Genomic DNA, 13,200 nt, shown 5'->3' with positions numbered 1-13,200 from the left:
AAAAACCGCAGTTCCGTACCGACTTTCGACCGCGTGCGATGCAGCCAATTGCCGTCAGATTTGGCCGGGCAGGATGCGGTCCGGCGGGCGGTGGCCGTCCATCAGCGTGCGGATGTTGATGATCACCTTCTCGCCCATCTCGATGCGCGCCTCGATCGTGGCCGATCCCATATGGGGCAGCAGCACGACCTTGTTGTCGCGGGCCAGCTTCATCAGCTTGCGGTCGACGGCCGGCTCCTCCTCGAAGACGTCGAGCCCGGCGCCGGCAATGCGCTCCTGTTCGATCAGCTTCACCAGCGCCTTCTCGTCGATGATCTCGCCGCGGGCGGTGTTGACGATGAAGGCATGCGGCTGGATCAGCGCCAGCCGCCGCGCCGACAGGAGATGATAGGTCGCCGGCGTGTAGGGGCAGTTGACCGAGATGATGTCCATGCGGGCCAGCATCTGGTCGAGGCTCTCCCAGTAGGTGGCGCCGAACTCGGCTTCGGTCTTGGGGCTCACCCGGCCGCGATTGTGATAGTGGATCTCCAGCCCGAAAGCCTTGGCCCGCCGGGCGACGGCGGTGCCGATCCGGCCCATGCCGAGAATGCCGAGCTTCTTGCCGGAGATGCGGCTTCCCAGCATCCATGTCGGCGACCAGCCCGGCCATTTCTCGTCGCCCAGGAGCCGCATGCCGCCTTCCACCAGCCGCCGCGGCACCGCCAGGATCAGCGCCATGGTCATGTCGGCGGTGTCCTCGTTGAGGACGTTGGGCGTGTTGGTGACGAGGAGATTGCGGTTCAGCGCCGCCTGGATGTCGATATTGTCGACGCCGTTGCCGTAGTTGGCGATCATCTTCAGCCGCGGGCCGGCCTGCTCGATCACCGCCCGGTCGATGCGGTCGGTGACGGTCGGTACCAGGACGTCGGCCTCGCGCACGGCGGCGACGAGGGCCGGCTGCTCCATCGGCCGGTCGGTCTCGTTGAACCGCACGTCGAACAGCTCGGCCATGCGCCGTTCGATCGGCGCCGGCAATTTGCGGGTAATGATCACAAGCGGCTTTTCGCGTGACGCCATCGGCCGCGCTCCTCCCCAAATCAAGACGATATTAACCGAAACGAACGATCATTCGACCCCGGAGCCGAGGGCCCTCCCTAGCAAGGCGGCAGGCGAAAACAAAGCGCTGCGCCTGCCGGGGTCCCGGCCGTTGGAAGACCCCGGCGCCGCCTGACCGCGCGCGCCCCGTGCATCTTGTCGTCTGGAGTTTGCGATGCCGTTCTTCGCCCGTTTTCGCCGTCCGCTGCTGGCGCTTGCCGGCGCCGCCGTGCTCTTCACCGGCGCCGCCCCCCTGCCCGTTGCCCATGCCGTCGAGCTGGGGCCGGTCTCCAAGCTGCCGCTGCCGCGTTATGTCAGCCTCAAGGCCAGCCGCGTGAATCTGCGGATCGGTCCGGGACGCGACTATCCGGTGACCTGGCTGTATCTCAAGGAAGGCCTGCCGGTGGAGGTCATCCAGGAATACGAGCTGTGGCGCCGCATCCGCGATTCCGAGGGCACCGAGGGCTGGGTCTATCACTCGCTCCTGTCCGGCGACCGCACCTCGATCGCCGCCCCCTGGCTGCGCGGCAAGGCGACGATGATCGACATTCACAACAGCCCCGCCACCGATGCGCCGCTGGTGGCACGGATCGAACCGGGCGTCGTCGCGGGCGTGAAGACCTGCACGGCCGGCTGGTGCGAACTCAAGGTCGCCGACCGCGACGGCTATGTCCGCCAGCAGGAGATCTGGGGCGTCTATCCGGACGAGCGCTTCGAGTAGCAGCAATCCTCTTGCGTCAGCGCCGGCTGCGGCCGGCGCCAGACATCAAAAAAGCCCGGATCGCGACCGCGATCCGGGCTTTTGTCGTTACTGGGGATGGACCTGTCGTCGGCGCCTATTCGGCGGCCTGGTCCAGCGCCTTCTTGCGGCGCAGGCGCACCACCACGTCGACATTGACGATCTCCATGCCCTCCGGCGCCTCCGGCAGCCGGTCGAGCCGCAGCCCGCCATCGGGAATGTCGATCATCGAATTGTCGTCCTCGACGAAGAAGTGATGATGATCGGAGGTGTTGGTGTCGAAATAGGTGCGCTGGCCCTCTGCCGAGAGCGGCCGCACAAGGCCCGCATCGGTGAACTGGTGCAGCGTGTTGTACACGGTCGCCAGCGAGACGGGATCACCGGCCTTGTGGGCTTCCTCGTGCAGTTCCTCGGCCGAGAGATGGCGGTCGCCGGCGCCGAACATCAGGTTGCACAGGGCCACCCGCTGCCGCGTCGGGCGCAGACCCACCGAGCGAAGGCGCTCGAATACACAGAAGCTCTGGGCGCGCGTCCGGTTTTCCATTGCTGAATGCCACCAGTCTCTTGTTCGTGCGATAAGTGTCCGCAGGCTTACCGAAGGGCCTGCACGACCGCAATATACGTCATCGGCATCGCGGTCACAAATGCCGCCCCGCAGAACCCGCCATAACGGTTGATGGCAGGGCCTAGCCGCAGCCCTTGGTGAAGGCCGCCAGCGCGTCGCCCGACCCTGTCAGCGGCAGGCTGTAGCGCCCGACCGGCCCCGCCACCTCTACGCTGCGGCCCTTGCGCAGGGCCTCGATGAAGCCGGCGCGGGCCGCCAGCGTGCCCTCCGCCACCAGAATCGAACCGCTGCCGGCGTCGCGCGCGATCGTGTCCAGCACGAAGGCCGTGTCGTCGACCGTCGCCACCACCGTATGGGGCTGGCCCGCCTGCAGCCGTCCCGGAAAGCCGGAAAAACGCATCGTCACGCGGCCGGCACTCGCGCAGCGGAAGGTCAGCCCGGTAAATCCCGACCCCGCCGTGAAGCCCGCGACCGCGCCGTCGCTGCGCCAGGACTGTCCAAGGGCCGGCGCGGCCGCGGCGAGCAGCAGCGCGGCGGCACCCCACAGGGCGAGAGCGCTGCAGCGCGAAGGGGTGAAAACGGCGGTCAAGGCGGTGCTGCATCCTGTCGAGGGCGGCGGTCACGGTGCGCGCTGAGGCGGCTTCCTTCGCCCGGTGCTATCGAAATTGCGCGCCATGTACCACAGATAGGCTGGCGAGGACGGCGATTGCCGGTCGCCATCCTGGCGCGCCGGATACGCCGGGCCCAGCCAAACGGTTTCACCTGTGCGGGTGGCGTGGTATGGGCGCAGCCGACAAGGGCCCATGGCAGGGTCGGGAGAACAGGGCGGACACAAGCGATCATGGCGACGAAGAAGACCTCCTACGATTACGACGACCTCATCGCCTGCGGTCATGGCCAGTTGTTCGGCGCCGGCAATGCGCAATTGCCGCTGCCGCCGATGCTGATGTTCAACCGCATTACCGAGGTCGACGAGACGGGCGGCGAGAACGGCAAGGGCATCATCCGGGCCGAGTTCGACGTGAACCCGGACCTGTGGTTCTTCGATTGCCATTTCGAAGGCGATCCGGTGATGCCGGGCTGCCTCGGCCTCGATGCGCTGTGGCAGCTTACCGGCTTCTATCTCGGCTGGCTGGGCGAACCCGGCCGCGGCCGGGCGCTCGGCGTCGGCGAGGTCAAGTTCAGCGGCCAGGTGACGCCGAAGGTCAAGCTGGTCGAATACGGCGTGGAGTTCCGCCGCGTGATGCGCTCGCGCCTGAAGCTCGGCATCGCCAATGGCTGGATGAAGGCCGATGGCGAGGTCATCTACAAGGCCAGCGATCTGCGCGTTGGCCTGTTCACCGACGAGGAAGCGGCTCAGGCCGCCGTCTGATGACGGCGCGGATCCTGGAATCTGGAAGGAGCGGACGATGAAGCGGGTCGTCGTGACGGGTATGGGGATCGTGTCCTCGATCGGCAACAATGTCGACGAGGTGACCGCCTCTCTGAGGGATGCGCGCTCGGGCATCAGCTTTGCCGAGGAATACAAGGAACTGGGGTTCCGCAGCCACGTCCACGGCAAGCCGACGCTGGACCCCACGACCATTCTCGACCGGCGCGCCATGCGCTTCCATGGCGGCGGCACGGCCTGGAACCACATCGCCATGGACCAGGCGATCGCCGATGCGGGCCTCGAGGCCGCCGACATCTCCAACGAGCGCACCGGCATCATCATGGGCTCGGGGGGCGCCTCGACCCAGACCATCGTCCAGGCGGCCGAGACCGCCCGCGAAAAGGGCCCGAAGCGCATCGGACCGACGGCCGTGCCGAAGGCGATGTCCTCCACCGCCTCGGCGACGCTGGCCACCTGGTTCAAGATCAAGGGCGTCAACTACTCGATCTCGTCGGCCTGCTCGACCTCGAGCCATTGCATCGGCAATGCCTACGAGACCATCCAGATGGGCAAGCAGGATGTGATGTTCGCCGGCGGCTGCGAGGATCTGCACTGGACCCTGTCGGTGCTGTTCGACGCGATGGGCGCCCTGTCCTCGGACTTCAACGACCGCCCGGAGATCGCCTCGCGCGCCTATGACAACGCCCGCGACGGCTTCGTCATCGCTGGCGGCGCTGGTGTCCTGGTGCTGGAGGAATACGAGCGGGCCAAGGCGCGCGGCGCCAACATCGTCGCCGAGCTGGTCGGCTACGGCGCCACCTCCGACGGCGCCGACATGGTCGCCCCGTCCGGCGAGGGCGCGGTGCGCTGCATGCGCCAGGCGATCGGCCATCTCGACGGCCCGATCGACTACATCAACCCCCATGCCACCTCGACCCCGGTCGGCGACCGCATGGAGGTCCAGGCGATCCGCGAGGTCTTCGGCGACAACATCCCGCCGATCTCCGGCACCAAGTCGCTGACCGGCCACAGCCAGGGCGCCACCGGCGTGCACGAGGCGATCTACTCGCTCCTGATGATGAAGCACGGCTTCCTCGCCAAAAGCGCCCATATCGACGAACTCGATCCCGAGTTCGAGGGCATGCCGATCCTGCGCGAGCGGGTCGACGATGCGAAGATCGACCGGGTCCTGTCGAATTCCTTCGGCTTCGGTGGCACCAATGCCTGCCTCGCCTTCCAACGCGTGACGGATTGAGGTTGAAGGGCACATGACCGATCTGATGAAAGGCAAACGCGGGCTCATCATGGGCGTCGCGAACCACAATTCCATCGCATGGGGCGCCGCCAAGGCGCTGGCGGCCCAGGGCGCGGAGATCGCGCTGACCTATCAGGGCGAGGCCTTCGGACGGCGCGTGCGCCCGCTTGCCGAGGAGATCGGCAGCAAGCTGGTCATTCCCTGCGATGTCGAGGACACCGAATCGCTCGACCAGGTCTTCGCGACGCTGAAGGAAGAATGGGGCACGATCGACTTCGTCCTCCACGCCATCGCGTTCTCCGACAAGAGCGAGCTGAAGGGCCTCTACGCCGACACGACGCGGGAGAACTTCACCCGCACCATGCTGATCTCCTGCTTCTCCTTCACGGAGGTCGCCAAGCGCGCGGCGGAGATCATGACCAATGGCGGCTCCATGGTGACCATGAGCTACGGCGGCGCCGTGCGGGTCATGCCGAACTACAATGTCATGGGCGTCGCCAAGGCCGCGCTCGAAGCCTCGGTGCGCTATCTCGCCGCCGATTTCGGGCCGCGCAACATCCGGGTGAACAGCGTCTCGGCCGGACCGGTGCGCACGCTGGCCGGCGCCGGCGTCTCCGACGCGCGGCTGATGTTCAACTTCCAGCGCCGCAACGCGCCGATGCGCCGCAACACCTCGATCGAGGAAGTCGGCGGCGCGGTGCTCTACCTGATGTCGGAGCTGTCGAACGGCGTCACCGGCGAGATCCACTATGTGGATTCGGGCTACAACATCATGTCGATGCCCTCGCTCGAAGAGCTGAAGGCCCAGGAACACCGCAAGGCGGTGGTCGAGGGCGAGGACGAGAGCGGCGGCAAGTAGCCGCCCTCCCGCTCACAGCCTCAAAGCCTATCGCCGGTAGGGCGCAGTCGCCGCGAGCCATTCGCGCGCCCGCGCCTCCGGATCCGCGGCCCGTGTCACGTCCGTGACCACCGCGGCGCTGTCGGCGCCCTGCGCGAAGACCTGCGGCAGCCGCTCCACGGTGATGCCGCCGATCGCCACCAGCGGCAGATCGCCGATACGCTGGCGCCAGACGCCGAGACGCTCGGGCGTCTGCGGTGCCCATTTCATCACCTTCAGCTTGGTCTGCCAGACCGGCCCCAGCGCGACGTAATCCGGCTCGGCGGCCAGCGCCACGGCGAGCTCGGCGCTGTCATGGGTGCTGATGCCGAGCTTCAGGCCGGCAGCTTTGATCGCGACCCGGTCCGCCGCGGCCAGGTCCTCCTGCCCCAGATGGACGACATCGCAGCCCTCCTCGATCGCCAGACGCCAGAAATCATTGATCACCAGCAGGCAGCCATGGGCGGCGCAGACATCGCGCGTGCGGCGGATTTCCTGCCGCAGTCTCGCCGCGTCCATGTCCTTGGCGCGCAATTGCAGGAGCTTCACCCCGACCGGCACCAGCCGCTCCGCCATCTCGGCATCGTCGACGATCAGGTAGAACGGATCGAGCCGCAGCCCCGTCCCCGGCCGCTCCTCGGCACCGCGCTCCCCACTCCAATGTCCCTCCGCCCGGCTCATCGCGAACCTCCCGGTCCGCCGACATCACCGAGCATCGCCTGCCCCAGCATCGGGGTCGAGGGCGCGGCCATGTCGCGCGGCGCCATCGGGTCCGCCTCGAAGGCCAGCCGGCCGGCCTCGACCGCCAGGGCAAAGCCCCGCGCCATCGCCACCGGGTCGCCGGCCTTGGCGACCGCCGTGTTCAGGAGCACGCCGTCATAGCCGAGCTCCATGGCGGCGGCCGCCTGCGACGGCAGGCCGAGCCCGGCATCGACCACCAGCGTCACGTCGGGAAAATGCGCTCGCAGCTGGCGCAGGCCGTAGCGATTGTTCAGCCCGAGCCCCGAGCCGATCGGCGCGCCCCAGGGCATCAGCACCCGGCAGCCGGCCTCGACCAGCCGGTCGGCCACCGACAGATCCTCCACCGTATAGGGCAACACCTTGAAGCCCTCGCCGGTCAGGATGCGGGCCGCCTCCACCAAGCCGAACACGTCGGGCTGCAGCGTCTCGGCATCGCGCACCACCTCCAGCTTGATCCAGTCCGTGCCGAAGATCTCGCGGGCCATCTGCGCCGTCGTCGCCGCCTCGCGGGCCGTATGGCAGCCGGCCGTGTTGGGCAGGATGTCGAGGCCGAGGCCTTGGATCAGCTCCCAGAAGGCCTGGCCGGCCCGCGCCTCGCCGGATTCACGGCGCAGCGAGACGGTGACGATGCCGGCCCCGGAGGCCTTGATCGCGTCGGTCATCATCTGCGGCGAGGGATAGAGCGAGGTGCCGAGCATCAGCCGCGAGGCGATGCGGCGGCCATAGATGTCCATGCCGGTCACGGCGTTCGCCGTGTCGGTGTCGATCGTGTCCATGCTCAGCCTCCCTTCATCGGGGCGATGATCTCGATGGCGTCGCCTTCGGCGAGGCGCACCGTCCCGCGTTCGGCCTTCGGCACGAAGTCGCGGTTCAGGGCCGTGGCGACCACGGCGCCCTCGTAACCCAGTTCGATGAGCGCCCGGTCGAGGGTGGCGGCCTCGACGCTGCGCTCCTCGCCATTGACGGAAATTCTCATGATGCGTCCTTCAGCGTCTCTGCGAAGATTTCGGCGGCGGCCTCCGCCGCCATGGCCGGCGACAGCAGGAAGCCGTGGCGGTACAGCCCGTTCAGGCTGACCACCCGGCCGTTCCGCGTCACCTTTGGCAGATTGTCGGCATAGGAGGGCCGCAGGCCGGCGCCGGTCTCCACCAGCTCCGCCTCGGCAAAGGCCGGATGCAGCGCATAGGCGGCGTTGAGCAGCTCGACGGTGCCGCGCAGGGTGATGCCGCGATCGTCGTCGCTTTCCAGCATGGTCGCCCCCACCATGAACAGCCCGTCCGCGCGCGGCACGACATAGATCGGCGAGCGCGGATGCAGGAGCCGCACCGGCCGCGCCAGCGACACCTCCCTTGTGCGCAGCAACACCATCTCGCCGCGCACCGCGCGCAGCCGCGGCAGCTCCGGTCGTGCCGCGATGCCGCGCGCATCGACGATGCGATCATGGTCGAGATCGGCGGCCGTGACGCGCCGGCCGAAATGCAGCGTGACGCCGCGTTCGCGCAGCCGTTCGGCCAGCGCCTCCAGCGTCCGGCGCGGATCGAGATGGGCTTCCTCGGCAAAGAACAGGCCCTCGGCGAAGCGGCCGGCGAGATCGGGCTCCAGCGCCGCGATCCGCTCGGCGTCGAGCCGCTTGTGGCCGCGCGTGCGGCGGGCGAAGCGGGCAAGGTCCGCGCGGTCGCGCCAAGGCGCCAGCACCAGCGTACCGTGGCGCGCGACGTCCGGCACATGCCGCGACCACCAGTCGATCCCCGCCAGACCCGGCGCGACGATGGCCGGATCGGCGCTCTCGGCCTCGCAGCGCGGCGCCAGCATGCCGCCGGCCAGCCACGACGCCGCGGCCACGCCCAGTTCCGGTGCGGCCTCGTACAGCGCGACGTCGGCGCCCCGCTTGGCGAGTTCCAGCGCGGTGACGAGCCCGGCAACGCCGGCCCCGATGACGGCAACCCGCATGGTCAGGCCCCGCCGATGCGGCAGGCGGGGTGCAAACAGGCGGCCCGGTCGGCCATTGTCTCGATCCTCCTCGACGCGTCTCGGAGATCCGGCTGATGGACAGGGGAAAGATCGGCGGCGCGGCGCTCGCCTGCGGTGAGCCGCAGGCCAAGGGCCCCCGCATTCCATCCCTCCGCCGGTCTCAACCGGATCAGGTTCGAAGGGTCGCCACGCGCTCACGCCTTTCGGCGGCCGATGGCCTCTCAGTTCCCTGCCGGAACTCCCCTTGGATGGACGGAATCTGTGCTTCCCGGGCGGCCCTGTCAACGCCGCCGCGCCAAGATCGCGCGCGCCGGCTCAGCTCGACGCCAGCCGACGCTCGCGGCGACGCCGGCGCATGCGCGCGGCGCCATGGCCGCCGGCCCCGATCGCCCAGCCGAGGGCGAAACCCGCAACGGCCAGGAGCAATCCCTCGACGGTGATCGGCAGGGCCGGGCGATAGTCGGCGGCGGCGCGCTCGGCGATCTCCCAGTCCGGATCGCCCGCCGCGACGAAGGGCCGGAACAGGGGCGCCGATTCGGCAACGCTGCGATAGCGCCGCTCCACCGCGTCATAGCGGGCAATGGTCTGTTCGGCATCCGCCCCCTGGCGCGCGACGAAGGCGTCGCGGTTCTCGCGCAACCGCGCCACCGCCTCGCTGCGCGACAGGTCGGAGGCCGCCGCGCTGGCGTCGAAACGCTCCACGACCTTGCGCAATTCGTCGACGGCGCCGCCGAGACGCTGCAGATATTGCTGGGTGAATTCCAGCGACTGGCTGGAGACGAGCCCGAGAAACAGCGCCGCCACGACGCGGATGATCAGCCCCGGCATTCCCTCATCCTCCCTCAAGGCTTCTCCGGCGCACCGGTCGCACAGACGATCGCCGGCCTCGCGTCAGACGACGCGCCCCCGGCCACGATACGCCTGCTGCCTGATCATACCAGTCCCCGCGTCCGTCAGGCGAACAGGCGGGTGCCGCGTTCGGCGATGGCGCAGAAGCTGGCGGTCACATGGGCGGCCAGCGCATCGGCGACCGGGCCGGCGCCGTCGCGGCGGGCCAGCGTCATGCGGTAATTGCCCAGCGGCGGCAGGCCGCGTTCGGCGCCCAGCTGCACGATGTCGTCCGACACGACGCTGATCGGCAGCGGCGCGATGGCGAGGTCGGCGGCGACGGCCGCAAGCTGGCCGGTGCAGAACTCGCTGGTATAGGCGACGCGATAGTCGATATCGCGAGCGTCCAGCGCCGCCAGCGCCATGCCGCGCCAGGCGCAGCCGGCATCTGCAAGGGCGAGCGGCAGCGGCGTCTCGGCGACGGCGAGCCCGCCGCGCGCCCCCACCCAGACCAGCGGCTCGGAATGGATGTAGTCCGGCCCGTCGAGGCGTTCGTCGTGACTGTACACGGCGAGATCGAGCTCCCCGGACCAGCAGCGCCGCCGCAATTCCTCGGTGCGGTCCAGCCGCACCTCCACCTCGACCTTGGGATGGGTCCGCGCGAAGCGCCGGAGGATTTCCGGCATGGCGACCACGCCATTGTCGTTGGGCACGCCCAACCGCACGCTACCCTCGCAGCAGGGCGACAGGAAGCGCGAGAAGGCCTCGTCGTTCAGCTTCAAAAGGCGACGGGCATAGCCGAGGAAGATCTCGCCATCGGCGGTCAGCGCCACGCTGCGCGCATCGCGGCGGAACAGGTCGCGGCCGACCATGTCTTCCAGCTTCTTCACCTGAAGGCTGATCGCCGACGCGCTGCGATGCACCCGCTCGGCGGCGCGCGAGAAATTGCCGGTGTCGGCAATCGCCACCATCGTGCGGGCGAGGTCCATGTCGAGATTGGGCAGAGTGGGCGTCAGCACAGGCGGAGCCTCCTGTTAGCGAAACTTGCCGCTAGGCTTACTCCTTCTCGTTTGTCTCATCAATGAGAAACCCTCACATTTTGTCTATCGGCAATTGGAGGTTCTCATGCTGCATCATTCGGCCCTGCCCCAGCCCATCCGGCTCGACGAAGCACACCACAGTCAGCCCGGCCTTGTCGGCTGGCTGCATAACTGGACGGTGGAGAAGCGCCGGCAGCGGCTTTGCCGCGACGCCTTCAACACCCTTTTGCGCGTCGACGACCACATCCTGGAAGACGTCACCGGCCTGACCCGTCCGCAGGTCGAGGAGGTCGCGCGGCTGCCGCTCACGGTGGACGCGCTCGACGCGATCGCCCGGCTGCAGAAGCGTTCGTCGCGACGCCCGCGCCAGCGGTCCGTCTGACGCGCACGTACCGACCGGGAGCCAGAGCCCCGGCCTCACCCCAACGAAAAAGGCGCGCCCCGAGGGACGCGCCTTTCTTTCTGTCAGCGAAGAGACGGCCTGATCAGGCGGCGTCTTCCTCGCCCTTCTTGATCTCCTGGCCGGTCTCCTGGTCGACGACCTTCATCGACAGGCGAACCTTGCCGCGCTCGTCGAAGCCCATCAGCTTGACCCAGACCTTGTCGCCTTCCTTGACGATGTCGGTCGTCTTGGCGACGCGATCGGCGGCGAGCTGCGAGATGTGGACGAGACCGTCACGCGAACCGAAGAAGTTCACGAAGGCGCCGAACTCGACGGTCTTGACGACCGTACCCTCGTAGACTTCGCCGACTTCCGGCTCGGCCACGATCGAGTGGATCCACTTCTTGGCCGCCTCGATCTCCTTGCCGGAGGACGACGCGATCTTCACCGTGCCGTCATCCTCGATGTTGATCTTGGCGCCGGTCTTCTCGACGATCTCACGGATGATCTTGCCGCCGGCGCCGATGACGTCGCGGATCTTGTCGGTCGGGATCTGCATGACCTCGATGCGCGGGGCGAACTCGCCCAGCTCGGCGCGGCTTTCCGACAGCGCCTGGCCCATCTCCTGCAGGATGTGCAGGCGGCCGCCCTTGGCCTGGTCGAGGGCGATCTGCATGATCTCCTCGGTGATGCCCTGGATCTTGATGTCCATCTGCAGCGAGGTGATGCCCTCGGAGGTGCCGGCGACCTTGAAATCCATGTCGCCGAGATGGTCCTCGTCGCCAAGGATGTCCGACAGCACCGCGAAGCGCTCGTCTTCCTTGATCAGGCCCATGGCGATACCCGCCACCGAACGCTTCAGCGGAACGCCCGCATCCATCAGCGCCAGCGAGGTGCCGCAGACGGTCGCCATCGAGGACGAGCCGTTCGACTCGGTGACCTCGGAGACGGCACGGATCGTGTAGGGGAACTGCTCCGGTGCCGGCAGCATCGGACGCAGGGCGCGCCATGCCAGCTTGCCGTGGCCGATCTCGCGGCGACCGGGCGAACCCATGCGGCCGGTCTCGCCGACCGAGTAGGGAGGGAAGTTGTAATGGAGCAGGAAGCGCTCCTTGTAGGTGCCGGTCAGGGCGTCGACGAACTGCTCGTCCTCGCCGGTGCCGAGCGTGGCGACGACCAGCGCCTGGGTCTCGCCGCGGGTGAACAGCGCCGAACCGTGGGCGCGCGGCAGGATGCCGGCCTCCGAGACGATCTTGCGGACCGTCTTCAGGTCACGGCCGTCGATGCGGCCGCCGGTGTCGAGGATGTTCCAGCGGACGATCTTGGCCTGCAGCGACTTGAAGACGGTGCCGACCTGCTCCTTGGAATACTTGGTGTCCTCGACGCCTTCCGGCAGGAAGTGCGCGGTGACCTTGGCCTTCACCGCGTCGACGGCGTTGTAGCGCTCGGTCTTGTCGGTGATCTTGTAGGCGTCGCGCAGCTCGCCCTCGACCAGCTGCAGCATCTCGGCCTCGAGCGCCGAATAGTCGGCGACGACGTGCTCGCGCGGCTCCTTGGCGGCGTGCTCGGCCAGCTTGATGATCGCGTCGATCACCGGCTGGAAGCCGCGATGGCCGAACATGACGGCGCCCAGCATGATGTCTTCGGCCAGCTCGTGAGCTTCCGATTCCACCATCAGGACGGCGCCCTCGGTGCCGGCGACGACCAGGTCGAGCTGCGACTCGGCCATCTCGTCGACATGCGGGTTCAGCTTGTACTCGCCGTTGATGTAGCCGACGCGCGCGCCGCCGATCGGGCCCATGAAGGGCACGCCCGACAGGGTCAGCGCGGCCGAAGCGGCGACCATCGCCAGCACGTCCGGATCGTTCTCCAGGTCATGCTGCAGGACGGTGACGACGACCTGGGTCTCGTTCTTGTAGCCCTGGGCGAAGAGCGGGCGGATCGGACGGTCGATCAGGCGGGAGACCAGCGTCTCCTTCTCGCTCGGACGGCCTTCGCGCTTGAAGAAGCCACCCGGGATCTTGCCGGCGGCGAAGGTCTTTTCCTGGTAGTTCACGGTCAGCGGGAAGAAGTCGAGGCCCGGCTTGGGCTGCTTGGCCGACACGACGGTCGCCAGAACGACGGTCTCGCCGTAGGTCGCCAGCACGGCGCCGTCGGCCTGACGGGCGATCTTGCCGGTCTCGAGGGTGAGCGGACGTCCCGCCCAGTCGATTTCCACCTTATGGGTATCGAACATGTTCTTGCCTTTTCATCCTGCGCGCCGAAACCGCTTTCTCGTGGTCATGGGCGGCGCGCGTTGCGGTGCCGAAACGCATCACGGGCAAGACGACGGGAGGCTTCGCTTGTGGCACGCGGC

Annotated in this window: 15 protein-coding genes and 1 riboswitch; of the genes, 5 read left to right on the top strand and 10 right to left on the bottom strand. The window is 68.1% G+C overall.

What is annotated here, in order from left to right; genetic code table 11:
- Positions 1 to 54 precede the first annotated feature (54 nt).
- On the bottom strand, positions 55 to 1,056 hold the full coding sequence (locus tag J3367_RS07800) for a 2-hydroxyacid dehydrogenase (protein WP_024349535.1): 1,002 nt from the start codon (positions 1,054 to 1,056) through the stop codon (positions 55 to 57).
- Positions 1,057 to 1,249: 193 nt separating this feature from the next.
- Here J3367_RS07800 and J3367_RS07795 point away from each other — a divergent pair, with 193 nt between their 5' ends.
- Positions 1,250 to 1,795 (top strand): SH3 domain-containing protein, encoded by a 546-nt coding sequence (locus J3367_RS07795; protein ID WP_024349534.1) that lies wholly within the window; start codon positions 1,250 to 1,252, stop codon positions 1,793 to 1,795.
- Positions 1,796 to 1,910: 115 nt separating this feature from the next.
- Here J3367_RS07795 and irrA read toward each other — a convergent pair whose 3' ends face one another.
- Together irrA and J3367_RS07785 are read right to left on the bottom strand one after the other, a co-directional pair.
- Positions 1,911 to 2,357, bottom strand: a complete 447-nt coding sequence (irrA, locus tag J3367_RS07790) for an iron response transcriptional regulator IrrA (RefSeq protein WP_009211012.1) — start codon at positions 2,355 to 2,357, stop codon at positions 1,911 to 1,913.
- Between the two features lie 142 nt (positions 2,358 to 2,499).
- Positions 2,500 to 2,967 (bottom strand): hypothetical protein, encoded by a 468-nt coding sequence (locus J3367_RS07785; protein ID WP_024349533.1) that lies wholly within the window; start codon positions 2,965 to 2,967, stop codon positions 2,500 to 2,502.
- Between the two features lie 252 nt (positions 2,968 to 3,219).
- Here J3367_RS07785 and fabA point away from each other — a divergent pair, with 252 nt between their 5' ends.
- The 3 genes from fabA to fabI are packed head-to-tail and all read left to right on the top strand — an operon-like array spanning position 3,220 to position 5,864.
- On the top strand, positions 3,220 to 3,750 hold the full coding sequence (gene fabA / locus J3367_RS07780) for a 3-hydroxyacyl-[acyl-carrier-protein] dehydratase FabA (RefSeq protein WP_024349532.1): 531 nt from the start codon (positions 3,220 to 3,222) through the stop codon (positions 3,748 to 3,750).
- Positions 3,751 to 3,787: 37 nt separating this feature from the next.
- Entirely contained in the window at positions 3,788 to 5,005 is a 1,218-nt protein-coding gene (gene fabB / locus J3367_RS07775; RefSeq protein WP_024349531.1) for a beta-ketoacyl-ACP synthase I, read from the top strand.
- A 13-nt stretch (positions 5,006 to 5,018) separates the two neighbouring features.
- A complete protein-coding gene (fabI, locus tag J3367_RS07770) occupies positions 5,019 to 5,864 on the top strand; it encodes an enoyl-ACP reductase FabI (protein ID WP_024349530.1) in 846 nt (281 codons plus the stop codon).
- Between the two features lie 27 nt (positions 5,865 to 5,891).
- Here fabI and J3367_RS07765 read toward each other — a convergent pair whose 3' ends face one another.
- From J3367_RS07765 to J3367_RS07740, 6 genes are all read right to left on the bottom strand, one after another.
- A complete protein-coding gene (locus tag J3367_RS07765) occupies positions 5,892 to 6,500 on the bottom strand; it encodes a thiamine phosphate synthase (RefSeq protein ID WP_024349529.1) in 609 nt (202 codons plus the stop codon).
- 59 nt (positions 6,501 to 6,559) lie between these two features.
- On the bottom strand, positions 6,560 to 7,357 hold the full coding sequence (locus tag J3367_RS07760; protein ID WP_024349528.1) for a thiazole synthase: 798 nt from the start codon (positions 7,355 to 7,357) through the stop codon (positions 6,560 to 6,562).
- A gap of 44 nt (positions 7,358 to 7,401) precedes the next feature.
- Positions 7,402 to 7,599 carry a sulfur carrier protein ThiS gene (gene thiS / locus J3367_RS07755; RefSeq protein ID WP_024349527.1) on the bottom strand — a complete coding sequence of 66 codons (198 nt, stop codon included), beginning with the start codon at positions 7,597 to 7,599 and terminating at the stop codon, positions 7,402 to 7,404.
- On the bottom strand, positions 7,596 to 8,573 hold the full coding sequence (thiO, locus tag J3367_RS07750; protein ID WP_024349526.1) for a glycine oxidase ThiO: 978 nt from the start codon (positions 8,571 to 8,573) through the stop codon (positions 7,596 to 7,598). Before thiO ends, thiS begins: the two co-directional genes overlap by 4 nt.
- Positions 8,574 to 8,723: 150 nt before the next feature.
- Positions 8,724 to 8,849, bottom strand: a riboswitch (TPP riboswitch).
- Positions 8,850 to 8,909: 60 nt separating this feature from the next.
- Positions 8,910 to 9,422, bottom strand: coding sequence for a DUF2937 family protein (locus J3367_RS07745; RefSeq protein ID WP_024349525.1), 513 nt, complete (start codon positions 9,420 to 9,422; stop codon positions 8,910 to 8,912).
- A gap of 125 nt (positions 9,423 to 9,547) precedes the next feature.
- A complete protein-coding gene (locus J3367_RS07740) occupies positions 9,548 to 10,441 on the bottom strand; it encodes a LysR substrate-binding domain-containing protein (RefSeq protein WP_024349524.1) in 894 nt (297 codons plus the stop codon).
- Between the two features lie 106 nt (positions 10,442 to 10,547).
- On the opposite strand from J3367_RS07740, the gene J3367_RS07735 reads away from it, so the two are divergent.
- Positions 10,548 to 10,844 carry a hypothetical protein gene (locus tag J3367_RS07735; protein ID WP_024349523.1) on the top strand — a complete coding sequence of 99 codons (297 nt, stop codon included), beginning with the start codon at positions 10,548 to 10,550 and terminating at the stop codon, positions 10,842 to 10,844.
- Positions 10,845 to 10,947: 103 nt separating this feature from the next.
- On the opposite strand, the gene pnp is transcribed toward J3367_RS07735, so the two are convergent.
- The gene (gene pnp / locus J3367_RS07730; RefSeq protein ID WP_024349522.1) at positions 10,948 to 13,080 is read right to left on the bottom strand and encodes a polyribonucleotide nucleotidyltransferase; all 2,133 of its coding nucleotides are present in this window, start codon (positions 13,078 to 13,080) and stop codon (positions 10,948 to 10,950) included.
- Positions 13,081 to 13,200: the final 120 nt, after the last annotated feature.

It is taken from the genome of Aurantimonas sp. NFXS3 (genome assembly GCF_049132005.1).
In the GTDB taxonomy this organism is placed as follows: Bacteria; Pseudomonadota; Alphaproteobacteria; order Rhizobiales; family Rhizobiaceae; genus Aurantimonas; species Aurantimonas coralicida.
This window is presented reverse-complemented; position numbering and strand designations above follow the sequence as displayed.